Source organism: Prevotellamassilia timonensis (assembly GCF_900106785.1).
GTDB classification, from domain to species: domain Bacteria; phylum Bacteroidota; class Bacteroidia; order Bacteroidales; family Bacteroidaceae; genus Alloprevotella; species Alloprevotella timonensis.
On the sequence record NZ_LT629844.1, the window covers coordinates 586,256 to 610,493 of the forward strand.

Sequence of the window (24,238 nt, forward strand, 5' to 3'; positions counted from 1 at the left end):
GGCCGGGTGGTGCTGCCATTTGGCCATCGTACCTTTCAGCTGACATATTGGCGAGTAGGGGGCGGCCGGGTGGTGCTGCCATTTGGCCATCGTGCCTTTCGTTCTGCTTTTACATGACAGGAAAACGGCGTGCTTGCCAACTTGTAACGTCGTCAGCTTATAATTCCGCCAACGGGTTAGAACAAGACATGTTTGTACAACAAAATCGAACCATAGCACATGACAGCATTAAAGGACCGATACATACGATTTGACTGGGCCATAAAGCGGCTGCTGCGGCAAAAGGCCAATTTTGATGTGCTCGAGGGCTTCCTCACCGTATTCATTGGCGAGAAGGTGAAAATTGTGGACATACTTGAGAGCGAGGGCAACCAGCAGGCACAGGACGACAAGTTTAACCGCGTCGACATAAAGGCCAAAAACTCCAAAGGCGAGATTATCATAGTTGAAATTCAGAATACAAGCGAACTTTATTACCTTGAACGCATACTCTACGGAGTGGCCAAGGCCATAACCGAGCACATCAACTTGGGTAATACCTATCAGGAGGTGAAGAAAGTCTACTCCATCAGCATACTCTATTTCGACCTCGGACAAGGGGCTGACTACTTGTATGTGGGGCAGAACGACTTTGTGGGCGTACACACCAAGGACCATCTTAAAATCAGCCGTAAGGAGGAGGGTGCCATTGTGCAGCGTTTCCCCTCGGAGATATTCCCTACTTACTATCTGGTAAGGGTCAACAACTTTAACGAGGTGGCCAAGTCGCCGCTCGAGGAGTGGATAAAGTATCTGAAAGATGGTGTGATAAGTGCCGAAACAACTGCTCCAGGATTGCGTGAGGCACGCCAAAAGTTGCAATATTACTCAATGGACGACGCTGAGCGCCATGCTTACGACGAGCACATCAATGCGGTAATGATACAGAACGATGTGCTTGGCAATGCACGACAAGAAGGACTTGAAGAGGGACTTGCCAAGGGGCTTGCCAAGGGTCGTGATGAGCGCTCGCTCGAAATAGCCAAGAGTCTGTTGGACATGGGGGTGGCAATAGACAAAATTATGAATGCCACCGGCCTTGATGAAGAGCAGATAAGAAGTTTGAAGTAGACTGAGAGGTGGTTAGGTTATTCGTTAACCTGTCAGTTCATTAACCTGCCAGCCCGTTAATCCAGAAAATAAAAGGCAGCCCGATAAACCAAGGTGCCTTTTTAACCTCCTAACCCCTTAACCCCCTAACCCCCTAACCCCTTAACCCCTTAACCCCCATCCCCCCGTCAACTAAACACAATGCTATTAGACTATACTTTTTTTCAGAACGCACTGTTAGGTGCATTGTTAGCGTCTGTGTTGTGCGCCATAGTGGGCACCTATGTTGTGACGCGACGCATGGTGATAGCCGGTGGCGGCATGGCACACGCCTCGTTAGGCGGAGTGGGCATGGCTGCCTATTGGGGCTTTCCGCCATTGCTTGGTGCGGCGGTGTTTGCCGTATTGTCCGGATTTGGCATAAAATGGCTCAGCAGCAAGCGCACCGTGCGTGAAGACTCAGCCATAGCCATGCTCTGGACCTTTGGCATGGCGCTTGGCATCATGTTTGCCTATCTTACGCCGGGATTTATGACCGACCTGCCGTCATATCTGTTTGGCGACATATTGAGCATATCGCACGCCGACATTGTCATGCTCGGCATACTCACGTTTATGGCTGTGCTGTTGTATGTATTGCTGCGGCGCTCCGTGATAAGTGTGGCTTGCGACCGCGGTTTTGCCCGCACACAGGGCTTGCCCGTTGGGGCCATTGAGGGGGCCATGACCCTGCTTATGGCGCTTGCTATTGTGGGGTGCCTGCACATGGTGGGCATTGTCATGGTCATATCGTTGCTCAGTGTGCCACAAATGACGGCCGCGCTCTTTGCATCAACCTATCAGCGCATGGTGTGGCTGTCGGCCGTGTTTGCCTATGCTGGCTGCGTGGGCGGACTGTTGCTGTCGTATTATGCCGATGTGCCGGGCGGCGCCTCCATCATATTGACCAGTATAGGCATTTATGCCGTGTGCCGTATAATAAAAAGCGTGTTGCGCCGTTCTTAAAATGTTAAGCAGACAAGTTGACGACGGGTTAACGAGTTGACAGATAAGTAAGTATGTCAAGCTTCTTACCATTCTGACTTTAACGTAATAAGTGGCGTATGGCAAACTTACTTGTAACCCGTCAACTCGTCAACCTGTCAACCAAGAAACCCGCCAACGGGTTATATAAACTAATTTCGAACACCTACTTATATACCAAACAAGAGTTCAATGTACATCAAACGCGCACTCTACATACTATTGGCTCTGACGGTTTGCGTCATGGCCTCAGTGTCGTGTTCAACTAAGAAGAACACGGCTGCCTCACGTTTTTGGCAGTCGTTCAACACTCGCTACAATGTGTATTATAACGGGTCGCAAGCATACATCGAAGGCGAGAAGTCAAAGGTACAAGGACATAAGGATAATTACACCGAATTTTTGCCCGTGTTCCTTGTGGGCAACGAAAAGTCGCGCACGTCAGGCAAGAGCAGTTTTGAAACTGCCATTACCAAATGTCAAAAGGCCATTGCTTTGCACAGCATCAAACGGCGGCCGGTGGTGAGTGCCAGCAAGCGTAAAACGCCCAAAATGAAAGCTTACTTGCAGCGCAAGGAGTATAACCCTTTTTTGAAGAATGCGTGGCTCATGATGGGACGTGCACAATTTGAAAAAGGAGATTTCCTTGAGGCTGCAGCCACCTTCTCGTACATAGCCCGCCTTTATGCGGCCGAACCCGCCGTGGCTGCCGAGGCCAACCAGTGGCTGGCGCGTTGTTACACACAAGTGAAATGGTATTATGACGCCGAGGACGCCTTGAAGCGCATGCGGCGCGACACCATTCAGCGTGCCACATTGCGTGAGGCCGATGCCACGCAGGCCGATTTGCTGCTGCGTCAGGAGCGTTTTGAAGAGGCCCTTCCTTATCTTGAACGTGCGGCACGCTATGCCAAGGGCAGTTTCAGACAAGCACGCTTGTACTATTTGTTAGGACAGGTGCAGCATCATTTGGGGCAGTCGCAGCAGGCTTACAAATCGTTGCAGAAGTGCATACGCAAGAGTCCGCCATTTGAACTGTCGTTTAATGCACGCATCTTGCAAACAGAGGTGCTGGCCGACCAGAAAGGCATGGGCAAAAAGATGATTGGCAAATTGCGCCGTATGGCCCGCTCGGACAATAATAAGGAGTATCTGGACCAAGTGTATTATGCCATAGGCAACATATATTTGACACAAGGTGACACAGCTGCCGCTATTGCTGCCTACGAAAAGGGACGTGCAGGCAGTACACGCAATGGCATAGAAAAGGGGGTGCTCTTGTCACGCTTGGGACAGGTGTATTGGGACCAGCGACGTTTTGACAAAGCACAGCCTTGTTACACCGAGGCTATCGGACTTTTAGACAAGACACGTGAGGATTATGAGGAGATAACGCGCCGCTCAAAGGTGCTCGACAAACTGGTGCCTTACACCTCGGCCGTATATCTTCAGGATAGTTTGCAGGCCCTTTCGCGTATGAGTGAGGCCGACCGCAATGCGGCAATCGACCGTGTGATAGAGGCTCTCAAAAAGAAAGAGGCTGAGGAACGCAAGGCGCGCCGTGACTCTGCGGCACAAGCACGGGCCGAGGAGAACGGACAGGCTGCCGGTGGTGGCAATATGAACAAGCCCAACAACAGCAACGCGCAGCAGGCTGCTACTGGCAACAAGGCATGGTATTTTTACAATCCCATGGTTGTGACACAAGGCAAGCAGGACTTTGTGCGGCTTTGGGGCAAACGTAAGAACGAGGATAACTGGCGGCGCTCAAACCACACGGTGGTGAAAATGGACGATCATGAGGGCTTTGACTATGCTGCCGACGATTCGCTGCAGAACGTAAGTGACTCGTTGCGCAACGCCGAGACAGATGAGTTGCAGACTGAGGCGGCCGATTCGCTGCAAGATGACCCGCATCAGCGTGAATATTACCTTAAGCAAATTCCGTTTACCGATGAGGCCCGGGCTGCGTCTGATGCCATCATTATGGACGGCCTTTACAATGCTGGTGTCATAGAGAAGGACGACCTTGAGGATTTCCCGTTGGCAGCAAGCACGCTCGAACGCCTTACCACGCATTATCCAACATACGAGCACATGGCTGATGCCTGGTATCAGTTGTTCTTGCTTTATTCGCGCTGGGGACGTACTGATAAGGCTGAGGAGGCTAAGGCATATATGGCACAACACTTTGCTGATGATGAGCGGACTAAGCTGATAAACGATCCCGACTTTGAATACAATGCACGTTATGGCAAACTCATAGAGGATTCGCTTTATACGGCTACTTACAATGCTTACCGGCAGCGCAACGTGCAAATGGTTGACCACAACTATGCGGTGTCGACCGACAAGTATCCTAACGGCATCAACCGCCCCAAGTTTATGTTTGTACATGTGCTGGCACATCTCAACACGTCTGCCACCAAGGACTTGACTGATGAGTTGCGACAGTTGCTGCAAAAGTACCCCGACAGCGATGTGAGCGAAATGGCTGGTATGATAGTCAAGGGGCTGGAGAGCGGGCGTAAGCCTGGCACTGGCACTTTTGACCTTGGTTCGCTTTGGGACCGTCGTACTGCTTCGGCCGACTCTGTGGCTACTGATGCGGCCAAGGCGCGCAAGTTCACGCCAGAACGTAACACGCCGTTTGTGTTTGTGCTGGCTTATCCTACCGATTCGGTGCAGACCAATGCGCTGCTTTACGAAATGGCGCACTTTAACTTTACCACTTTTGTGGTGCGTGGCTTCGACATGGAGGTGAGTCATGAAAAGGGGCTTAGCCAGCTTTGCATATCGGGCTTCAATTCGTTTGACGAGGCGCACGCATACGCCAGCCGTGTGTTTAAGGACAAAAATTTGGTGCCGTATTTGCGTAAGGGACGTGTGATGCTTATTTCAAAGCAGAACCTTGAGCTCATAGGCACAACCTTTAGCATAAACGACTATCAGAAGTTCTACGACAGCACATTTGCCCCTGTCAAGTTGCCTGCAGATTTGCCTCTCGAAACGGCGCCTGTTGAGCAGCACTATGAGGACGAGTATACGCCTGAACAACTTGAGCGTATCAACAGTGGCTCGGGTTCTGACGACAATACTACCGACGATGGCGGTGAATGGTATTGATGAGGGTGGTCCTGATAATTCTGATGGGGCGCAAGATTATAAACTGTTGTCCGGTAAAACGTAGCCCTGCGAACGGACTCAAGCATCAAACTCAAGCACCAAACGCAAGCACTAATGGGGGCGACGCGTCTCGCGTCGGGGCATTAAATAATAGCTGCATCTTTTCCCGACGCGGGACGCGTCGCCCCCATTAGAGGTAGCGTTTGGTGCTTGCGCCCGTTTGCATGTTTACGTTTTAATGGACAACGATAAATTAGAAACGCTCTTGAAGCTAAACGCAATTAAGGCCTTTAACAGCCAGGCGGACGTACAACGTCCAGCGGCTGTCAAAGGCCTTAATTGCGTTAGTTTGTTTGTATGATGCTATGCGGGTGGGGTGTTTACACACGCACAGCTTCGGTCACGTTTTCTATTTGCTTGAGTTGTGCGCACACGTTCTCTACATCTTCGGTGTCGTAGACAGATATGGTGAGCCGTCCCTCAAATATGCCGTCGTCGGTGTCGAGCGTTATGCGCTTGACTATAAAGTGGGTGAGTTTGTGCAGCACATCAGCAATGGCATAAAGCACGCCTTGTGAGTCGACACCGCGAATTTCAAGTTGCACGTCGAACAGCAGCACTTTGTGCGTGTCCCAGCGGCAGGCTATGATGTTGTTGCCATAGCGTGTCTTTAGCTTTACGGCCTCCTCGCAGCTGCGTTTGTGCAGTTGCAGCACGCCATCGTCGGTGATGTATCCCAACACATCGTCGCCAGGTATGGGCGAACAGCATGGCTCGATGGTGCATTTGCGCAACACTTCCTCGTCGAGCACCAGTATCTCCTTGCGGTTGAGGTTCTTAACCCAGTTGGGGTCTGCCACATTTGATGTGCCTTCCTTGGTGTTGGCCGCATCGTCGGCCTTTCCCATGAATGATGGCAGAAATCTGCGCCAGCCCCGGTTTTGGTTGCGTCCTTGCAGGAAGTTGATGGTGTCGTCGTTAAGCGTGATTTTGTCGTCGCCAATGTTGAAGAGCAACTCGTCATTTGACAGTGCGTGGTAGTGGCGGCGCAACTTGTCGATGATGCCACCCGAAAGTTTCATGTCGTTGTTGGCCAGGAAGTTGCGCAGCACTTCTTCGCCCCGTTTTTGCTTGTCGCGGCTTTCGCGGCGCAGATAGGCCTGTATTTTGGCACGTGCCTTGGCAGTTGTGGCAAAATTGAGCCATTCGGGCTGTACGTGCTGGTTGCGTGAGGTGAGCACTTCAACTTGGTCGCCACTACGCAGTACGTAGCTAAGCGGTACAAGACGGTGGTTAACCTTGGCACCGAGGCAGTGTGAGCCCAGGAAGGAGTGTATGGAGTAGGCAAAGTCGAGCGCGGTGGCACCCTTTGGCATGGTTTTCAAATCGCCCTTTGGGGTGAACACCATGATTTCGGACGCATACAGGTTGAGCTTGATGTTGTCGAGCAGGTCAAGTGTGTCGGGCTGCGGGTCGTCGAGTATTTCTTTAATCGAATCAAGCCACTTGTCGAGCTCATTCTCATCGTAGGCCGCATCTTTGTCCTTATACTTCCAATGTGCAGCAAAACCCACTTCGGCAATGTCGTCCATGCGGTCGGAGCGTATTTGCACTTCAATCCATTTGCCTTGTTTTGACATGAAGGTGTTGTGCAGTGCCTGATAGCCGTTTGTCTTGGGGTTTGAAAGCCAGTCGCGGAAGCGGGTGGGGTGGGGCTTGTATATTTCGGTCAGTGCCGAGTATATGCGGAAGCACTCGTCCTTTTCGTGTGTGCGGTCGGCCGGGGTAAACACTATGCGGATAGCCAGAATGTCGAACACCTCCTCAAATGGTATGTGCTTTTTCTGCATTTTGCACCAAATGGAATAGGGACTTTTGATGCGTGCCTTGATGGTGTATTTCACGCCCATTCTGTCAAGTTTCTCGCGTATGGCGGGGGTGAAATGGGCTATCACATCATCGCGCTCGACGTGGCTCTCGTCAAGTTTCTGCAATATGGTTTTGTAGTCGTCGGGGTGTTCGTATTTGAAACTGAGGTCTTCAAGTTCAGTCTTAATCTTGTTCAGTCCGAGACGGTCGGCAATGGGGGCGAATATGTAGAGCGTTTCGCCGGCTATTTTGTACTGCTTTGACGGCAACATGCTCGACAGAGTGCGCATGTTGTGCAGGCGGTCGGATATTTTTATGAGAATGACACGTATGTCATCGCTCATCATGAGCAACAACTTTTTGAAGGTTTCGGCCTGTAACGAAGCGCGGTCGCCAAATATGCCCCCCGATATTTTGGTGACGCCCTCGACGATGTTGGCAATTTTGGGCCCGAAGAGGTTGCTGAGGTCCTCGTTGGTATAGTCGGTATCCTCCTCAAAATCGTGTAGCAAGGCTGCACAGATTGATGTAGATCCAAGGCCAATTTCGCCACAGGCTATTTGTGCCACTGCTATGGGGTGTAAAATATAGGGTTCACCCGAGCGGCGGCGCACGCCCTTGTGTGCTTCTTTAGCAAAGTTGAATGCTTTGGTTATTAGTTCCACCTTACGGCGGTGGTTTGATGCCAGATAGGTGTCGAGCAAATGCTGGAAGGCAGCGTTGATCATAGCCTCATCTTGCTGCTCTTGCTGGCTCTTGGCGTTTGTCGTAGGTATATTGGGGGTATTCATAGGTCGTGTTTTATTGGGGGTTAGTCCCCACAAATATACAAATTATTCTGTAGATTGCTCCAGACTTCATCACTTTTTTGTGTTATGGAATAGCGCGTATTGAAATCAATGAGTTACGTCATTTGATAGGGTGACGCATTGACGAAGTCAGGAGGAGATAAGGCACAAAACGCAAGCACAAAACGCAAGCACCAAACGCTACCACTAATGGGGGCGACGCGTCCCGCGTCGGGATTTTTATGACAAAGGCTCACAGACATGAGTGTAATTCGTGCTGTCTATGAGCCTTTGCTTATAGTGTATGAGCATTGTATTTTCCCCGACGCGAGACGCGTCGCCCCCATTAGTGCTTGCGTTTTGTGCTTGCGTTTTGTGCTTGCATTTGACGGTAACGGTATCTTTACCATACTACAAAAGCTTTACTTACCGAGTATCTTACATCTTACACTAACACGTCGAAACTCATTGATTATCAATACTCTATTTAGTGTAAGATGCTACAAATTTCACCTACACGCAACCTACACAACCCTCACGCTGCCACACGGTACAAGCACGGGAGAACAGTATCACGGCATAGGGGAGCAGAAAAGTCTGTTGCTCCGACAGATTGTTCTACGTCCCTATGCCGTATAATCCACCGCATACGTCCAAACCGACTGTGCGGCAGCGAGGTGAGGTGTGTAAGATGTATGCAGGGGTGTGTAAGATACTTTGGAATCATCTTACACACTTGAAACCTCTGTGTATCAACTTGTTACGTGCAGAAAGTGTAAGATGGCAGTAAAAACACACGCACTCTTTTACATGAGGGATGACGGGGAGGAAACAAATATTTGTGTACAAATTGTACACTTTTTTTGATGGGTACAATGCCTTGGTGTTACCTTTGCAGCACTTTACTTTTGTACTAAACCAAATTGTATTGACTACCATGAAACGAATGCTTAACAGAATGCTGCGCTATGCTGATGCCATTGTGAAACGTGGCGTTGACAAACTGATAGACGCTATCGGACATAGTCCGGAGCCACAAAGTGGAAATACTGAAACGCCCCAACCGCAAAAACGCATGGGCAACGACACTGACTGCGCACCGCAAGCGACTGGCAGCACCACAAACTGCGGTCTGACAGAACAAACCATCACCCTGATGGACGAACTGTGCGACATGCGCTATAATGTGCTTGACCGCACGCCCGAAGTGCAACGGCGCGACCAGACGGACAAAGGAGAAGTTCACTGCCGTGGTTCTGGGGCGTGAACTGGTGCAGCTGCAAGTGCCGCGTCGACGTAGCAGCAAGGCTACATTGTACTGCGTGAGGTGCAAAATAATATATTGTTGTCTGGTAAAACCACTCTGATATTATAGCACACGGATCGCACCGATTGTACGGATTCTGTCACTCACGCAACGTGCTTTAGCACCACGGAGATGACGGATTTTACGGATTTTGTGAGCATTGCATGCTCACTTCGCTATTGGCCCGTAACGTACCCGTGGCGAAATATGTTAGCACAGATTATGTAGTAAGGGACCTGGTCGCGGCAACGAGCTAATGGCGAAGTGAGCATGCAATGCTCACAAAATCCGTAAAATCCGTCATCTCCGTGGTGCTAAAGCACGTTGCGTGAGCGAAAGAATCCGTGCAATCGGTGCGATCCGTGAGTGCTATAGTAATATATAGAAGCAATAAATATAATATTGGCGGCGCCAGGACGTGTGGTGTTTCACTTCTTGGCGCCGCCTTTCATAACGGTTGTATTTATTTGCTTGATTTGCAGATTGTGCTGGGCGTTGGGTGATTTCAGCAATATGTTTCGAGCGCTTTGAACCCGTGTGCCCCTGGCTCTATACGCACAAATGTGGTGGAGGCAGGGAACAGTATGGTATGGCCTGCACTGAGGTGTATGTCACCCTCATCATAATGCAGCAGGGCGTCGCCCTCGTAGGCTATGTATATGATGAACGAGTCAGTGGTTGCATAGTCCACATTGAGTGTGTGTTCAATCTCGTAAAGACGTACTACAAATTCGGGAATGTCAACCAGCAGCGAGGCTGTGTCTGGCTTGTGGTCGTAATGCACACGATGGGTGGGATATGCGTGGAAGTCGAGTGCCTCGCGTGCTTGTGCAATGTGCAGTTCGCGGCGTTGGCCTTGTGCATCGCGCCGGTCGAAGTCGTAGGCACGGAAGGTGTCGTTGCTCGACTGCTGAATTTCAATTAAGAAATTGCCCGAGCCTATGCAGTGAATGTGTCCTGCGGGAATGAGGAAACAGTCGCCGGCATGTGTGGCATGGCATTTGAGGTGTGCCATCAAGGAACCGTCTTGTACACTTTGGCTGTAGCCGTCGGCAGAAAAGTCGGCATTAAAGCCGGCATAGAAGCGTGACTCCGGCTGGGCGTGCAGTATGTACTGCATTTCGCTCTTGCCAAAGGGGTGACCCATGCGTTGCGCCATGGCGTCGTCGGGGTGTACCTGTATGCTGAGGTCCTTGGCCGTTGACATGAACTTGACGAGGAGCGGAAAGTTTGTGCCGTACTGCTCGTAATTGTGCTTGCCAACCAGACTGGCTCCGTGGGTTGCAATGAGTTGCGACAATGTCTGTCCCTTAAACTCTCCATCACTCACAAGTGTCTCGTCGCCAGGAAGTCCTGAAATTTCCCAACTTTCGCCTACTTGCAACGGGGCTTGCGACAGATGTTTGAGTTCTGTCACTTCCTCGCCGCCCCAAATGGTGGTCTTTAAGAGTGCATCAAATCGTATTGCTTTCATATATGTATGAGAGTCAGCCTTCGATATATTTGTTGTTATGGGAGCATGGGTGGCTTTTGACAAGTAGCGCATCTGCTCTCATTACGGCTCATGATGAGACAAGTTGTTTCTATTTAAGTGCTTGCAGCATTTGCTCGGCCATGTGTTCTTGTGTCTGGCCAAGGTTCATGAATTTGACGAGTGCTTTGCCGGCTGCACGTCCGACCATGCTTTGCGGTTGGTGCATGGCGGTTGCTGCCTGGTCTATAAACTCTTGGGCATCGCGATTGTTGGGCACGGAACCTTGCATGAACAGTCGCGAGAGTAGTAAGTAACCACAGAGTTGAAACATCTCGCTGTCGGAAGCAATCCACTCATAAGCCTTGACCGAAGCCCAAGCTTCGTGGCTGAACAAGTGGAGTACGGTGCATTCGGCCTCTTCGGCATATTGCATCTGCTCAACCCACAATGTGGCCAAGTCAGCGTCCATGCGCTCTGCTGGCATGAGCATGCCCGCCAACAGCCGGCATTCGCGTATGTTTTCCTTCCACAGAGCGGCTGCAAGTTCGTAGGTGTGTGGCAGGTCGGCAGCCATTTGCTGCAACCGTGGCAGTTCTACACCAAATATAACCTTGTAGGCTAAGCCCTTGTCGCGCATCGAGGCGCTGACAGGACCGTTCATCACACCGCGCAGAGAACGCTTGATGTGGCGCAACTGTTCGGCTAATTCGGTATCTTGAGTCATTATTTTGATAGTCTGAAAAAGGTAATGATTGTGCAAAGGTATGAATTTATAGCTTAACATTAGCCTTTGCAACGGACAGATATAACTTGCAATGGCGTTATTTCTCCTTTTTTACCTCTGCATCAATGCGCAATGTGGTGTATAGTTCTAAAAATACGGCTATGAGCAATGCTATTTTCCATTCGCCGCCACGAAATGGGGGCCAATGGTAGGCAGACATAAACATAAGTGCGGCCGTGATTACAAGCAACAGGGCACCCATCACCTGCTGACGGCGCAAACGGCGAATTATGATATTTCGCCCTTCATAGCGGTCGGCAATTTGTGCTGGTGCAAAAAGTAGTGCGCCTAAGGCAAACAAATAGGGGGCAACAGTTGGCAGGAACAAGGGCAGCAAGGCACCCGCTACGAGCAGTATGCCACCGGCGTATAATGCAAATTGTTTCATTCGTCAGTGTTTGTGTTGTCACTTTCGATGACGTAGACGTCTTCGTTGGCGGTTTTCATATAAAGGTTTACGCGTGCCACGCGCTCCACAGCCTCGGGGTTGTGCTCGAGTTCGTTAAGTTCGTGTGTGTCGGCATTGTAGCGGTCTTCAAAGTCCTTGATTTCGGCACGCAACTCTTCGTTCTGCTGGTGCATCTCATAGCGGTGCCAAAAGCTATTGGGATCGACAAATCCCACTACTACTATGAAGAAGAGTATTGTCCACAAGTACTTCTTATGTATCAGGCTCCAACAAAAGTTTTTCAGTCGTTGTCCCATAAAGCGATAGTTAAAAGTGTGAAGTGCAGCTGTGTCAGCTGGCGGATATATACGTGCAAAAGTACACAAAAAAATGGTTCTGCTGCCATTATTTGCCACAGAACCATTTAGTTGGTGCAACCTTTGCCGCAACTTTGCCATTACAGGTCGTGTTGCTGCAAACGGTATTCGGCCAGCTTCTCATATTTTGTGCCGGGGCGGCCGTAGTTGGCATAGGGGTAAATGCTGATGCCGCCACGAGGGGTGAACAAGCCTGTCACTTCAATGTATTTGGGGTTCATCAGTTTGATGAGATCCTTCATGATGATGTTCACGCAGTCCTCATGGAAGTCGCCATGATTGCGGAAACTGAACAAGTAAAGCTTGAGGCTTTTGCTTTCAACCATGAGTTCGTCGGGCAGGTATGAAATACGTATTTCGGCAAAATCGGGCTGTCCGGTGATGGGGCAGAGACTGGTAAATTCGGGACAGTTAAACCGCACCCAATAGTCGTTGCCAGGGTGTTTGTTTACAAATGTTTCAAGCACCTCGGGAGCGTAATCACTTTTATATTCTGTTTTGCGGCCAAGGGCGTTGAGTTGTAAGTCGTCGCGCATGATAAGTAGGTGTTCAAAATTATTTTATACAATCAGTAGGTGCCATTTTCACATTGAAAGCACGTTCTCGAGGCGCATCTGTCTCCTTCGTCCTCGGTCACATAGCCCGCTATGACCCCCTTCGGTTCCCCCGTTATCGGGGGACAGAAACCCTCAAACGAAGGAGACATCTGCGTCCCGATAACGCACTTTCAATGTAAAAATAATTTTGAACACCTACTTATGTGATTGTAGTGTGAGTTGTTAGTCTTTTGTAGAGTTGTTCTTTATGGCCAGATACTGCTCAAGACCTTCTCGGCGCAGTTTGCAGGCGGGGCAATGTCCGCAACCATCGCCTGGCACCCCGTTGTAGCATGTGAGGGTGCGGTGGCGCACGAGGTCGAGCACTCCCAGCTCATCGGCCAAGGCCCATGTCTCGCACTTGTCAATCCACATGAGCGGGGTGTGAATGACAAACTGCTCCTCCATGGCCAGGTTGATTGTGACGTTTAGCGAACGAATGAAGGCGTCGCGGCAGTCGGGGTAGCCCGAAAAGTCGGTTTGTGACACACCGGTCACAATGTGTCTGATGCCGTGCTCACGGGCGTAAACGGCAGCAATGCTCAGAAAGAAAAGGTTACGCCCCGGCACGAAAGTGTTGGGAGGGCCGTCGGCAGGTTTTACCTGGTCCATCACAATCGAACTGTCGGTGAGCGAATTGTGTGCGAGCGAACTGATAAAGCTGACGTTCATCTTGTCGAAATGTACACCTGCCTCATGTGCTATATCTTCGGCCATTTCTACTTCGTGGGCATGTTTCTGTCCGTAAACGAAACTAAGCGCATACACTTTGCTGAAGTGTTTTTTAGCCCAAAACAAACAGGTTGTTGAATCTTGCCCGCCGCTGAACACGACCAGGGCAGGCTCATGTGTTACACCGCCATCAACCGGCAAGTGTATTTGGTGTTTGCTATTCATTATGCTATGATAAGTAGGAGTTAAATATCAAATATTTTCCATACGCTGTACGATATACCCTTGTCGTAGGTGTCTTCGCCCTCATGCCTTTTGAGTGCTCGCACCACGCGTATGGTGATGGGCAGTACAACGATTTCGTAAGCGGTTTTAAGCACCACTTGGTTAAGCATTAGCAGGGGAATGACTGGCCAGGGCACTACACCACCGAGGGCAAGAGGGAAAAATACCAAAGAGTCGCCGGTTTCGCCCACAACTGTGGAGGCTATGGCACGATACGAAAAATGCTTGCCGCCATCGGAGCGCAGTTTCATGCGGCTCATGACATAAGCGTTCAAGAAAGAACCTACAAGGAACGCCACAAACGAGGCTGCGCAAATGCGCGGTGCCAAGCCAAAAATAGCGTGAAAGCCTTCTTCGCCATGCCAGTAAGGCGCTCCTGGCAACCAGTCGGCCAACATGCCGAACAGTACAAACAGAAAGTTCATGGCAAAGCCCAACCATATAACAAGGCGTGCGCGGCGGTAGCCCCACACCTCGACCATGCAGTCGTTGATGATATATGATACGGGAAATACGATCAGACCTGCTGTCAGGTCGATAGGGCCAAAAGCTATTTGTTTGGTTTCTAACAAATTGGCGGCTATCAAGCAAACGCAAAATAGCACACCGAGCATCATAAACGCGATGCTTACTGCCGGGCGCTGCTTGCGCTCCGGGGCACATGTAGTGTTGTTGTATGACATAAATCTTGTTTTTTACGAGGTTTATCAAGCACTCGGGGCAACAAAGGTTGTCCAGCTGTTATGAATATGAAAGATATGCTGCTTGCTGCCACTCTTAGCAGCTAAGCAACCGCAAAGTTACTATTTTACAATCATTTGGCGCAACTTTATCCGGTCTTATTTGAAAGAGATGTAGGGTGCAAGCCGTTTGAAGTCGTTCTGCGTAAACTCTTTGTAGAGTTGTAAGTCGCGCCATGAGCGTATGGCGCCATATTGGCGTATATGTGTAACGATGATTTTGGTCTGCTCATAGCTCAGATACGGGTGGCGCACCAGTTGCTTGAATGTGGCGTGGTTAATACGCAGTTGTCTGGGTTTGTCAGTCTTGTCAAGCACAAACCAACGTGTAATGCCGGCTGGCAAATCCTCAATTTCGCCAATTTGGCTGGTGCTCACAAAGCCGCCCAGACGTTCGCGGTAGTTCACAATCTTGCGTGCATAATACGAGCCAATGCCCGGTATGTGTTTCAAGGCCGTTGTGTCGGCAGTGTTGGCAGGCAAAGTTGCGCCTTCGGCAAATTTCTCAGTCTTTGGTCGCGGCTCGTGTTCATAGTTGCTTTGCCACTCAGCACGTTCATATACCTTGCGCTTGTCAGCTTCGGCTATGCGTACATACGGGCGTAACTGTTCAAATTGAGATTTTGACAGACCATAGAGCCTTTGCAGGTCGTCGGCTGAGCGCCAACGTCCCCCTTTGCGCCTGTACTTAAGCATGTTGCTCACTTGCCACGGTTTCAGGCCGAGACGGCATAATGTGGCCGAATCGGCATGGTTCGGGTCAAATGGAAAGGGAGTAAGTTCTATTTCATTGCCCCTTCGGTCGTGTGAGGTATGGGCGTTCCATTGGTGCTGAAGGGTTGTGAGAGCTTCGTTGTCGGCCTCGGGTAGCTCATCTTTGTCGTCGTGGCATCGTAATACCACGAGTGATATACACACACCGATGGCCAGCATCAGTGTACACAGAACCATGACACGTGCCTCCTCCTTGGATATAGACATACACAGAACTTACAAAGTTAAACAAACGGCCGGTCACTTGTGGCTGCCTCCGTAGCTGTACCACCACCAATAGGTTTCGCCATACGAGTAGCGCAGCATGTTAGTGCGAACGGTGCGGTCGGGTATAGAGTCGGCCATATCGGTATAATCGCGATAGTTCGCCTCAATGTTGCTGTCGGTATAGAACACCTTGGGCTGTGTGCGCGTGCGTTGGTACAGTATGAGCGCTTGTGCAAAATAGCGTGGCAGTTTGCTCTGCGCCACCTCGGTGGGGTAATAGTAGACAATCTCTTTGGCAAACAGGTCAAGTTTGCGTTCGAGCAATAAAGCACACAGGTAGTAGTCAGCAGCAGCGGTGTGCTTGCCATCTCCCATGAATGCTGACAGCCAGGCACAGCGGTGCAAATAGGCAAGGGCACCCTCGTTAGCATGGCGCCGGCTGCCCAATAGCCTTTCAAGTTTCGATGCGGGCAGCAACAGTTGTTGGTAATTGTCAGTTGGCAGCAGTAGCAGACTGGCGGCACCACCGGCTGGCACCATTTGGCTGAACACCTCGTCGCCCAACCCCTTTTTGTGTGTGGTGGCCATCAGGTAACAACGCATGGCAAACAAGCGGTGTGAGGTGGCATACGACTTGTCGCCCACCTTGTAAGCGCGTTTGGGGTGCTTGGATTGTAGCGCTTGTGCTGTACGCAATTCGTAATGCTGCAAGTCGGTCACGCCGTTGCCCACCCCCACATACAGGCAAAGCAGCAACATTTGCACTGCAAAGAATTGAAAGTTGACGCCGAACGTCTGTGGGGTGATGCGTGAACGGTGGCGCAGATGCTTGTCGGTTATCATCAGCAGCCATGCCAGCACAAGGCCCCCGGCAGCCAGCAGTAATTGATGCCATACTGTAGTAAAAGCCATACCAACCCCAGCTGTGGCCAGCCATGCCACGATGGCGTATGCCACGATGACAGGTTTGTGCCAGTGTGCCAACAGTTTTTCAGTCAAGCACAACACCAGCAACAGCACACCAGTTGCAACCAGGGCCATAGTCCAGGGCCATGGTTCGACAAAATGTCCGGCGACGAGGCTGAGCCAGTAGCCGCTGACGTCATACTGCGCAAATCTGAAGTAAAGCAGCAGATATATAGTAAATAGCAAGCGTTTCACAATCAAGCTGTTTAATTTGCAAAAAGAATTATGAGGTTATAAGCCCCCTTTGTGTAGAGAATAGGAAGGACATTATAACCTCATAGATTTATTTGTGCGTTCAGCAACTGTCAAGTAGTACACGTTACTGTGCAGGAGCAGCAGGTGTGCTGGCCGGAGCCTGTGCAGGAGCAGCAGGAGCGGCAGGTGTGGTGGTTGCGGCAGGAGCAGCAGATGTTACAACAGAGTCAACATCAGACTGACGCGGTGCAAAGAAAATGGTTGCTACTGAGATTACTACCAATAGGCCGGCAAGAGTCCAAGTGGCCTTTTCGATAACGTCGGTAGTTTTGCGCACACCCATAATTTGGTTAGAGGCTGCAAAGTTCGAAGCCAAACCACCGCCTTTTGATTCCTGAATAACAACGATGAACGTAAGCAAGATGGCTACTAACACAGCCAGGATTACGAGTACTGAATACATTGTCTTATTATTTTGTTTTGTTTTTATTGATTACTTGTTTCGTAGTCACCCACGTGTGCAGAACGTCCTGCGCATGTGCGGTGTACGTGTTACACCAGTTTGCGCAAATGCGTAGCCACAAGGCTGCATATAATGATAAATACAACAAACATACGCAACGGAGTTATGCTTTTTCGTGATTTTTATTGACTATCAGCTTCTGCAAGAATCTGATTTGGTCTGCAAAGTAACTATTTTTTTTCGGATTATTCAAGTTTACCTTGCGTATAATTTCGAGCGCCTTCTCATATCTCTGTTGTTTAATGTATATTTTGGCCAAAGTCATGGTCAGATAGCCGTCTTCTGACGCATTGTCGGTGTCGGCATTGTCGGCAGTTTGCTCGGGTGTGTATTCAGGCTCGTCTTGCAGTTGTATGCGTTCGGGCTTTTTGTCAATAAAGTCGTCAATGAGTTCGGCGCTGCGGTCGGTCGGTTTGCTTTCGTCAGCTGCATCAGGCACGGCATCGTCGAGCTGAAGCAGAAAGGCCGCATAGTCGCCCGTGGCATCGGCAGCAGTAGGCTGGTGGTGTGGTGCGCCCGTTGGCTTATCGTCACTTGTTGCGCTCGTCGTTCGCAGAAAGTTGTCAATGAGCGAAGCAGTGCGGTCGCCTTGTTGGGCTTGCCCCTCCTCGTCCTTGTGCAAGGGGGTAGGTTGAATTTCGTAGTTGCCGCCTTCAATCATCTTAAACAATACGCGTCTGTCGGGCAGGTACAAGGCAGCCCTGCGTAGTTCCTCGCCAAATTGAGGGTCGTGCAGTAAGAACAGATTTTTCAGGAACAAGAGCCGTGCAGCCTGATAGTACGGATATTTGGCCACGAGCTCGCGGAGCGCGTAGAGAGTATCCTTGTTCAGTTGTTCAGGGTGAGCTATGAGTTCGGCTATAGTTTCCATTGATGTGTAAAAAGAAGTGGTTCGTGAGGTGTGGAAATCCTTCGGGGGCGGTGGGGGTATCAAACATTGGCGTCAACAATGTGCGAGCCTGTTAAACAGCCAGTTTGTACCACTTGTTGGTTCGTGAGCCTGTTTACCAGTCAGCCACGGTGGCATTAAATATTTGGTCGCACAAGTCCTTAACCATTTCGGTTACAAGAGTTTCTTGCACTGCGGTCAACTGTTGCGTCGAGTCGTATTGGCTGGTGGCCGTAAACTGCTTTTCCCACTTTTGGTTCGTCTTGGCATTTTCAAAGCGGATATTCACCGTAATGCGCAGTTGCACTTGCGAGGCATAACCATCGGCCGATATGCCTTTGTTAAACTGGTCGTAGTTTACAATCTCGCCAGCCACGTGCAAGTCGCCTCCGCGTTTAACCAGTTTCAAGCGTGTTTGGTTGGCATAGACGTCCTGCAACTTGTTGTTGAGAATAGCCTCCATTGGTGCCCAACCATAAGGTGCACGATTGACTATTTTGTCAATCTGTATAGTCTTTATCACGTCGTAGTTGATGCTCGTCCCCGTAAACTTGTAACTGATGCTACAAGCCGTCAGTGCGCAAAGCAGCAACATCGGCACAATAATTTGCAGCGTTTTGCGTATCATTCTAATCCGTATTCCTTTATTTTGCGATAGAGTGTGCGTTCCGATATGCCCAGTTGGTCGGCAGCCACTTTGCGTCGGCCGTTGCTCATGTCGAGGGCGCGTTTTATCATGTCGCGTTCCAAGTCGTCGAGCGACTGCGGCATTTTAGCTTTGCCCGTATCAGTTTCGGCGGCAGGCACATTGCCATCGGCTGGTTTTGCCGGTTCGTCGTCTTTCACCTCCTCGGCCTCCCAATACGCTAAATCTTGTGCGCCGTCCTCAGCAAATTTTACAGTGTGGTCCTGGTCTTCAAGAATCAGGTTGTTAGGCTTAGCCACACAGTCCGCTGCAGCATGGTCACTTCCGTTGCGTTGTTCGCTGACGTAACGTTTGAGTTCGTTCACTTCGCGTCGCAGGTCAAACAATATTTGGTACAATATTTCGCGTTCGGCCTCAAAGCTGTGCGTGTCCTTAGCGGGCTCGCCCACCATGACTATTTGTTTGCTGTGTGACTCAGATGGCAAGTAGCGGCTCAGCACCTCAGGGGTTATTTCGCGTTCTTCGGCCGTTACGCTCATGTTCTCGGCCAGATTTTTGAGCTGTCGCACATTGCCGGGCCACGAGTAGCTAACGAGCATGCGTTGAGCCTCGGGCGTCAGTCGTACGGCGGGCATCTTATACCTTTCGCTCATGTCGAGCGCAAACTTTCTGAAGAGCAGTGCGGCATCGTCGCCACGTTCGCGCAGTGCGGGCACCGCAATCGACACCGTGTTAAGTCGGTAGTAAAGGTCTTCGCGGAATTTGCCTTCGGCTATGGCTTTCTCCATATTTACGTTTGTAGCCGCCACAATGCGCACATCAGTTTTGCGCACCTCGCTCGAGCCTACGCGTATGTATTCGCCTGTTTCGAGCACACGCAGCAAACGTGCTTGTGTTTGCAAGGGCAGTTCGCCCACTTCGTCAAGAAAGAGCGTACCGCCGTTTGCTGCGGCAAAATAACCTTCGCGTTGGTCCACAGCTCCGGTGAAAGCCCCCTTTTCGTGTCCGAACAACTCCGAGTCGATAGTACCTTCGGGTATGGCGCCACAGTTTACGGCAAAGTACTTCTTGTTCTTGCGCAAACTGTGGTCGTGAATGATGCGAGGAAAGGACTCTTTGCCCACACCATTCTCGCCCACCACCAACACCGAGAGGTCGACAGGGGCTATTTTCAGCGCTATTTCTATGGCACGGTTCAGTGCCTCACAGTTCCCCACTATGCCATAACGCTGTTTGACGCGTTGAACTGCAGAATTGTCCATTGTTGTTTTTAGTAAAAAATGAAATGCGGCCTATTTTGTGCAAAGATAGTGCAAACCGAGAGCAGAGATACAAGTTTACTTGTAATCTTTGCCGAGGTGCCGCCTATCTTATGCAAAGATAGTGCAAACCGAGCGAAGAAAGTCAAGCTTGCTTGAACTTTCTTCCGAGGTGCCGCCTATCTTATCTAAAGATAGTGCAAACTGAGCGAAGAAAGTCAAGCTTGCTTGAACTTTCTTCCGAGGTGCCGCCTATCTTGCAGCTAAAAAGTTGAAAAACGTTCACATCAGGTTACTCAGCGCAGTTCGTCAGCGCTGATACCCATGGCCGACATAAGCGAGTAACCCAAAATTTCAGTCTTAAAGCCCTGTCCCATTACGGGTTCCATGGCAAAGAGTGTGATATCTTTGCCATCGGTGTTTTGGCAGATGTCCACCATGCCTTTACCATACGACTGCGTGTCGCCAACCACTAAGAGCTTTTCAACCTCAGCAGCATCGGCTAGCATGGTGAGCGATTGCAGGAAAAACTCGTCGCTGCGCACCACATCCTCCACAGGAAATGCAAACAAGCTAAAATGCCCGAGATTGTCGTCGAACGAAAGGCCGTTCAAGTCCTCGTCAAAGCGCGAAGGCTGAAAATGCTCCAAAGCCGCTTTTTGTTTGGCGTGCAGCATGTGCACCTGCACCTCGTTATGCCCAGGGCGCAAAGCACCATCGAGCAACACGCAGTCAAGCCAGTGGCAAAGGTCGGCCTTGGCTATGCTGCGGCCAATCATGCGGCCAAAATTCAATGTCAAGTCAGCCGCCACCCGGTCAAGGTAGTCGGCGTCAACCAGCACCACCACAGGTGCCCATTTACTATTTTGCATAAGTGTGTAAAGTGTCAGTCTTCGTCAAAATCAAAATCATCGTCCATAAAGACAGGCGTGTCCTCGGCAAATTCGTCGAGTGCGCGGCGGTCTTTTTTGGTTGGGCGTCCGGTACCGCGTGCGCGGCCCACAAATCCGCTGATACGGCTCATCTCAAGCAGTTCGTACTGCTCGGGCTTTGTGATGTTTTCGAGCACATCGGGCAGGAGTTTTGCCCCCACACGCTTCTCAATGGCCTGCTTTACGCGGAAAGTGTAGGTAATGGGCGACTTCTTGACCGCCACCTCGTCGCCAGCCTTAACTGTGCGCGAGGGTTTGGCCTGAGCGCCATTGATGCTGACGCGCCCGTTCTTGCAGGCGTCGGCAGCCAGAGTGCGTGTTTTGTAAATGCGTGCGGCCCACAGCCATTTGTCCAATCGGGCTTCCATTGTCATTTGTTGTTAAACTGGTTCATGGCTATGTTGATGCCCGCCAGGCAGAAAGTCTTTACCGCCTCGCCAGCCACCTTCAAGCGCTCGTCCATGGTCTTCAAGTCGTCCTCGCCGAACTCGCCGAGCACGTAATCCACCTGTCCACCACGCGGAAACTCATTGCCTATGCCAAAACGCAGGCGTGCATACTTTTGGGTGCCGAGCACTGAGGCAATGTGTTTCAAACCGTTGTGGCCGCCATCGCTGCCGCTTGGCTTGAGACGCAAGTGCCCAAAGGGCAGTGAAAGGTCGTCCACCACCACGAGCACGCGCTCAACGGGCACTTTCAGCTCATTCATCCAGTAGCGCACGGCATTGCCCGACAGGTTCATATAAGTTGAGGGCTTGAGCAGGGTGAGCGTCTGGTTCTTTACCTTGAGTGTGCTGACAAAGCCGTAGCGCTTGTCGTCGAATGTTACGCCGCCTGCCGATGCAAGTGCGTCAACCACCATAAATCCTATGTTGTGACGGGTGCGGGCATATTCATCGCCAATGTTGCCCAGCCCAACTATCAAATAATTCACGTTTCAGATAAGTTATACCCATTGGCCGAATTATTGGTTAACGGGTTAACCAGTAGACAGGTTAACAAGTAAGTATGTCCTGCTCTATTTGTGGTGTTAATGACAAATAGATAAGGAATGTAAGAGCACTTGGTTAACCGACCTGTAAACCGGCTAAATCGTTAACAAATTCCGCCAGCGCGTTGGTTATATAAGGCCCAGTGTGCAGAATTTTAGGCGTGAGGCTTTTGGGGTAATATGATGAGGCTACCCATCGTTATTTAGTCGGCTAACCGTGCCCTCAGGGGGGCGCCATCAATAGCCTTGATGCCCAAAGCTTCAGAGCGTGTGTCGTACACAGAGCCAAAACGCATTAAGGGTCGAGCGCAGGCCAGCGGCCGAAACGAAAATTGCGGCACGTTATCACCTTTACGCTCAACCCTTAACGGTGTTGAATGTTATAAATTATTCAGCGGCGGCAGCGGCAGCAGCGGCAGCACCCATAGCGGCACGTGTCATCTTAACTGCGCATACGATAACTTCCTTCGGAGTTACCATTTCGAGGCCTTCGTAGTGCAGGTCACCAGCCTTGATAGTCTTGCCAAGGTGGAGTGAAGTTACGTCAACGTAGAGCTTCTCGGGGATTTGATCGTAGAGGGCGCGTACATTGAGCTTACGAACCATCATCATCAAGCGACCACCGGCGCGTACACCTTCGGCCAAGCCCTTAGCCTGAACGGGAACACCCATTACGATAGGCTTCTCAGCATGTACTTCGTAGAAGTCAACGTGCAGCACGTTATCCTTTACAGGGTGGAACTGAACTTCCTTGAGCACAGCCTTGTGGTCTTCGCCATCGATGTTGATGTCGATGAGGTAGATGTGGGGAGTGTAGATGAGCTTGTTGATTTCCTTCTCGCTAACTGAGAAGTGGATAGCTACGGGAGCGCCCTTCTCGTCCTTCTTCTCACCATAGATTACGCAAGGAACGTTGCCATTCTTACGGATTTCTTTAGTAGCCTTCTTGCCAAGGTCAGTACGTGCAGTACCGTTGATTGAAATTTGCTTCATTGTTTTGTTAATTAGTTGTGTTACTCTAAATTAAGTTTTAACCCTCATGGCATCGCGTCTGCGCACCAAACGCTGCAACGTCACGGGGCTTTTTATTTCGCTTAATTCGCCATCACACGTGAGGCATCATTATGCCTGTGCAGGACAAATCGGGTGCAAAATTACGTATTTTTTGCCTAACGGCCAAACTGCAAGTGGCTTAAAATTCAACATCGAGTTTGAAGCCGTTGTCACTTTCGCTTTCGCAGCCGGCAAAGTCGAGGCTGTTCTCCGTTTCTGTCCATTCTCTGCTGCGCCTGTTTTCGGGTGCGTTGGCCTTGGTGAACTCGGCTGCATCGTTAAGGGCAACCATAAACTTTTCGAGGTCCTCGCGATATAGAAAAATTTTATGTTTTTCGAATGTTGGGTGCAGTGCATTATTGTTGACATCTTTCAGCCTCTTGCTTTCGGTCATTGACAGGTAGAACTCTCCTTTGCGGTCGCGTTTTACGTCTATATAATATATGCGTTTGCCAGCTTTTACCGTTTTAGAAAAGAGTATTTCATTGTCTGCACCATCTTTGTAGTGTCGTTGTCTGTCGTCCATGGTATATTGAGTTTTATGGTATTATTGATATGTTTGGCTTCAAAATTGGCTATTTTTTTTGAATTTACAAAACATATAACACGAAAATTGCACATGTAGTTGTCAAATACAGTATTAAATTTGTCTCCTCGCACACGCGTACGCGTGCGCATCGGTATTTTGAACTCATTTTGTCTGCACTCTGCACTTTTGCTTTTAAGTGCATGGAAATCATATAGTTAGGAAGTGTAGACAGAGACTGATTCTGTCTGCACGCTTGTCTGCATTTGTCTGCACGGTTAGCAAGGTCGTGTAAATGTGCTTGTGTGGTATGTTGTACGGGTAATGGGGGAGCGGAATTTCTGTTGCTCTAATAGCAAATCCGCTCCCTCGTAACTGTGATGTCCGGGTGGCATAACCGTTTTGACGGGTAGCACGCGCATGACAAAATGTAGCGTGTAGAAGGCGTAATATTTTTCCGACGCGGGACGCGTCGCCCCCATTAGAGCTTGCGTTTCTTCAAGCACCAAACGCTATTACCAAGCGCTACCACCCAACGCTATCACAAAACGCTAACTCTAATGGGGGCGACGCGTCTCGCGTCGGGAAAATAAAAAGAAAAGACACACCACTAAATAACAGCTGTACTATCCCCGATGAACGCGGGACGCGTCGCCCCCATTAGAGGTAGCGTTTGGTGCTTGAGTCCGTTCGCGTTTTTGCGTTTTACCGGACAATAATAAAAGGAGCGCCCAAACGCGTGCAGAAAAGTGCGTGCGTT

23 protein-coding genes are annotated in these 24,238 nt (G+C 50.2%); 4 read left to right on the plus strand and 19 right to left on the minus strand.

Annotated features, from left to right (window positions below; translation table 11 throughout):
• Positions 1–219 precede the first annotated feature (219 nt).
• The 3 genes from BQ5453_RS08020 to porW all read left to right on the plus strand — a co-directional run bounded on the left by BQ5453_RS08020 (position 220) and on the right by porW (position 5,238).
• Positions 220–1,110: an Rpn family recombination-promoting nuclease/putative transposase gene (locus tag BQ5453_RS08020; protein WP_071122788.1), complete on the plus strand. Its 891-nt coding sequence runs from the start codon at positions 220–222 to the stop codon at positions 1,108–1,110.
• 180 nt (positions 1,111–1,290) lie between these two features.
• Positions 1,291–2,094 carry a metal ABC transporter permease gene (locus tag BQ5453_RS08025; protein WP_071122789.1) on the plus strand — a complete coding sequence of 268 codons (804 nt, stop codon included), beginning with the start codon at positions 1,291–1,293 and terminating at the stop codon, positions 2,092–2,094.
• A gap of 210 nt (positions 2,095–2,304) precedes the next feature.
• The gene (gene porW, locus BQ5453_RS08030; RefSeq protein ID WP_071122790.1) at positions 2,305–5,238 is read left to right on the plus strand and encodes a type IX secretion system periplasmic lipoprotein PorW/SprE; all 2,934 of its coding nucleotides are present in this window, start codon (positions 2,305–2,307) and stop codon (positions 5,236–5,238) included.
• A 380-nt stretch (positions 5,239–5,618) separates the two neighbouring features.
• Here porW and BQ5453_RS08035 read toward each other — a convergent pair whose 3' ends face one another.
• Complete coding sequence (locus BQ5453_RS08035) at positions 5,619–7,898, minus strand: RelA/SpoT family protein (RefSeq protein WP_071122791.1); 2,280 nt, start codon at positions 7,896–7,898, stop codon at positions 5,619–5,621.
• Positions 7,899–8,832: 934 nt separating this feature from the next.
• On the opposite strand from BQ5453_RS08035, the gene BQ5453_RS08040 reads away from it, so the two are divergent.
• The gene (locus tag BQ5453_RS08040) at positions 8,833–9,162 is read left to right on the plus strand and encodes a hypothetical protein (protein ID WP_143033338.1); all 330 of its coding nucleotides are present in this window, start codon (positions 8,833–8,835) and stop codon (positions 9,160–9,162) included.
• Positions 9,163–9,706: 544 nt separating this feature from the next.
• Here BQ5453_RS08040 and BQ5453_RS08045 read toward each other — a convergent pair.
• The 18 genes from BQ5453_RS08045 to BQ5453_RS08130 form a co-directional block, all read right to left on the minus strand.
• Positions 9,707–10,675 (minus strand): type I phosphomannose isomerase catalytic subunit, encoded by a 969-nt coding sequence (locus tag BQ5453_RS08045; RefSeq protein WP_071122926.1) that lies wholly within the window; start codon positions 10,673–10,675, stop codon positions 9,707–9,709.
• A 109-nt stretch (positions 10,676–10,784) separates the two neighbouring features.
• Positions 10,785–11,399, minus strand: coding sequence for a DNA alkylation repair protein (locus BQ5453_RS08050; RefSeq protein WP_071122793.1), 615 nt, complete (start codon positions 11,397–11,399; stop codon positions 10,785–10,787).
• A gap of 97 nt (positions 11,400–11,496) precedes the next feature.
• A complete protein-coding gene (locus tag BQ5453_RS08055; RefSeq protein WP_071122794.1) occupies positions 11,497–11,847 on the minus strand; it encodes a hypothetical protein in 351 nt (116 codons plus the stop codon).
• Positions 11,844–12,164 (minus strand): FtsB family cell division protein, encoded by a 321-nt coding sequence (locus BQ5453_RS08060; protein WP_022102247.1) that lies wholly within the window; start codon positions 12,162–12,164, stop codon positions 11,844–11,846. The genes BQ5453_RS08055 and BQ5453_RS08060 overlap by 4 nt, the downstream gene beginning before the upstream one ends.
• A gap of 140 nt (positions 12,165–12,304) precedes the next feature.
• The gene (gene queF / locus BQ5453_RS08065) at positions 12,305–12,760 is read right to left on the minus strand and encodes a preQ(1) synthase (protein WP_022102246.1); all 456 of its coding nucleotides are present in this window, start codon (positions 12,758–12,760) and stop codon (positions 12,305–12,307) included.
• Between the two features lie 243 nt (positions 12,761–13,003).
• On the minus strand, positions 13,004–13,717 hold the full coding sequence (gene queC, locus BQ5453_RS08070; RefSeq protein WP_071122795.1) for a 7-cyano-7-deazaguanine synthase QueC: 714 nt from the start codon (positions 13,715–13,717) through the stop codon (positions 13,004–13,006).
• Positions 13,718–13,737: 20 nt separating this feature from the next.
• A complete protein-coding gene (locus BQ5453_RS08075; protein WP_071122796.1) occupies positions 13,738–14,460 on the minus strand; it encodes a queuosine precursor transporter in 723 nt (240 codons plus the stop codon).
• A gap of 156 nt (positions 14,461–14,616) precedes the next feature.
• Positions 14,617–15,498, minus strand: a complete 882-nt coding sequence (locus BQ5453_RS08080; protein ID WP_071122797.1) for a ComEA family DNA-binding protein — start codon at positions 15,496–15,498, stop codon at positions 14,617–14,619.
• Positions 15,499–15,531: 33 nt separating this feature from the next.
• Positions 15,532–16,659, minus strand: coding sequence for a DUF6057 family protein (locus BQ5453_RS08085; protein WP_143033339.1), 1,128 nt, complete (start codon positions 16,657–16,659; stop codon positions 15,532–15,534).
• A gap of 124 nt (positions 16,660–16,783) precedes the next feature.
• On the minus strand, positions 16,784–17,122 hold the full coding sequence (gene secG / locus BQ5453_RS08090; RefSeq protein ID WP_022102241.1) for a preprotein translocase subunit SecG: 339 nt from the start codon (positions 17,120–17,122) through the stop codon (positions 16,784–16,786).
• 163 nt (positions 17,123–17,285) lie between these two features.
• A complete protein-coding gene (locus BQ5453_RS08095) occupies positions 17,286–18,053 on the minus strand; it encodes a hypothetical protein (RefSeq protein ID WP_071122799.1) in 768 nt (255 codons plus the stop codon).
• 133 nt (positions 18,054–18,186) lie between these two features.
• Positions 18,187–18,699, minus strand: a complete 513-nt coding sequence (lptE, locus tag BQ5453_RS08100) for an LPS assembly lipoprotein LptE (protein ID WP_022102239.1) — start codon at positions 18,697–18,699, stop codon at positions 18,187–18,189.
• Complete coding sequence (locus BQ5453_RS08105; RefSeq protein ID WP_071122800.1) at positions 18,696–19,979, minus strand: sigma-54 interaction domain-containing protein; 1,284 nt, start codon at positions 19,977–19,979, stop codon at positions 18,696–18,698. The genes lptE and BQ5453_RS08105 overlap by 4 nt, the downstream gene beginning before the upstream one ends.
• A gap of 293 nt (positions 19,980–20,272) precedes the next feature.
• Positions 20,273–20,848, minus strand: coding sequence for a DUF6621 family protein (locus tag BQ5453_RS08110; protein WP_071122801.1), 576 nt, complete (start codon positions 20,846–20,848; stop codon positions 20,273–20,275).
• Positions 20,849–20,862: 14 nt separating this feature from the next.
• Positions 20,863–21,282 (minus strand): RNA-binding S4 domain-containing protein, encoded by a 420-nt coding sequence (locus tag BQ5453_RS08115; RefSeq protein ID WP_083361166.1) that lies wholly within the window; start codon positions 21,280–21,282, stop codon positions 20,863–20,865.
• Positions 21,279–21,842: an aminoacyl-tRNA hydrolase gene (gene pth / locus BQ5453_RS08120; RefSeq protein WP_022103111.1), complete on the minus strand. Its 564-nt coding sequence runs from the start codon at positions 21,840–21,842 to the stop codon at positions 21,279–21,281. The genes BQ5453_RS08115 and pth overlap by 4 nt, the downstream gene beginning before the upstream one ends.
• Positions 21,843–22,286: 444 nt before the next feature.
• Complete coding sequence (locus BQ5453_RS08125) at positions 22,287–22,892, minus strand: 50S ribosomal protein L25/general stress protein Ctc (RefSeq protein WP_071122802.1); 606 nt, start codon at positions 22,890–22,892, stop codon at positions 22,287–22,289.
• Positions 22,893–23,091: 199 nt separating this feature from the next.
• Positions 23,092–23,478 carry a PUR family DNA/RNA-binding protein gene (locus BQ5453_RS08130; RefSeq protein WP_071122803.1) on the minus strand — a complete coding sequence of 129 codons (387 nt, stop codon included), beginning with the start codon at positions 23,476–23,478 and terminating at the stop codon, positions 23,092–23,094.
• Between the last annotated feature and the right edge of the window lie 760 nt (positions 23,479–24,238).

Coding starts and splice junctions, on each gene's coding strand:
- BQ5453_RS08095 (WP_071122799.1), bottom strand. CDS start 18,053: ATGGAAACTATAGCCGAACTCATAGCTCACCCTGAACAACTGAACAAG.
- queC (WP_071122795.1), bottom strand. CDS start 13,717: ATGAATAGCAAACACCAAATACACTTGCCGGTTGATGGCGGTGTAACA.
- porW (WP_071122790.1), top strand. CDS start 2,305: ATGTACATCAAACGCGCACTCTACATACTATTGGCTCTGACGGTTTGC.
- BQ5453_RS08105 (WP_071122800.1), bottom strand. CDS start 19,979: ATGGACAATTCTGCAGTTCAACGCGTCAAACAGCGTTATGGCATAGTG.
- BQ5453_RS08110 (WP_071122801.1), bottom strand. CDS start 20,848: ATGCAAAATAGTAAATGGGCACCTGTGGTGGTGCTGGTTGACGCCGAC.
- BQ5453_RS08020 (WP_071122788.1), top strand. CDS start 220: ATGACAGCATTAAAGGACCGATACATACGATTTGACTGGGCCATAAAG.
- BQ5453_RS08125 (WP_071122802.1), bottom strand. CDS start 22,892: ATGAAGCAAATTTCAATCAACGGTACTGCACGTACTGACCTTGGCAAG.
- BQ5453_RS08045 (WP_071122926.1), bottom strand. CDS start 10,675: ATGAAAGCAATACGATTTGATGCACTCTTAAAGACCACCATTTGGGGC.
- BQ5453_RS08080 (WP_071122797.1), bottom strand. CDS start 15,498: ATGTCTATATCCAAGGAGGAGGCACGTGTCATGGTTCTGTGTACACTG.
- BQ5453_RS08025 (WP_071122789.1), top strand. CDS start 1,291: ATGCTATTAGACTATACTTTTTTTCAGAACGCACTGTTAGGTGCATTG.
- BQ5453_RS08035 (WP_071122791.1), bottom strand. CDS start 7,898: ATGAATACCCCCAATATACCTACGACAAACGCCAAGAGCCAGCAAGAG.
- queF (WP_022102246.1), bottom strand. CDS start 12,760: ATGCGCGACGACTTACAACTCAACGCCCTTGGCCGCAAAACAGAATAT.
- BQ5453_RS08130 (WP_071122803.1), bottom strand. CDS start 23,478: ATGGACGACAGACAACGACACTACAAAGATGGTGCAGACAATGAAATA.
- BQ5453_RS08055 (WP_071122794.1), bottom strand. CDS start 11,847: ATGAAACAATTTGCATTATACGCCGGTGGCATACTGCTCGTAGCGGGT.
- secG (WP_022102241.1), bottom strand. CDS start 17,122: ATGTATTCAGTACTCGTAATCCTGGCTGTGTTAGTAGCCATCTTGCTT.
- BQ5453_RS08115 (WP_083361166.1), bottom strand. CDS start 21,282: ATGACAATGGAAGCCCGATTGGACAAATGGCTGTGGGCCGCACGCATT.
- BQ5453_RS08040 (WP_143033338.1), top strand. CDS start 8,833: ATGAAACGAATGCTTAACAGAATGCTGCGCTATGCTGATGCCATTGTG.
- BQ5453_RS08075 (WP_071122796.1), bottom strand. CDS start 14,460: ATGTCATACAACAACACTACATGTGCCCCGGAGCGCAAGCAGCGCCCG.
- BQ5453_RS08060 (WP_022102247.1), bottom strand. CDS start 12,164: ATGGGACAACGACTGAAAAACTTTTGTTGGAGCCTGATACATAAGAAG.
- lptE (WP_022102239.1), bottom strand. CDS start 18,699: ATGATACGCAAAACGCTGCAAATTATTGTGCCGATGTTGCTGCTTTGC.
- BQ5453_RS08050 (WP_071122793.1), bottom strand. CDS start 11,399: ATGACTCAAGATACCGAATTAGCCGAACAGTTGCGCCACATCAAGCGT.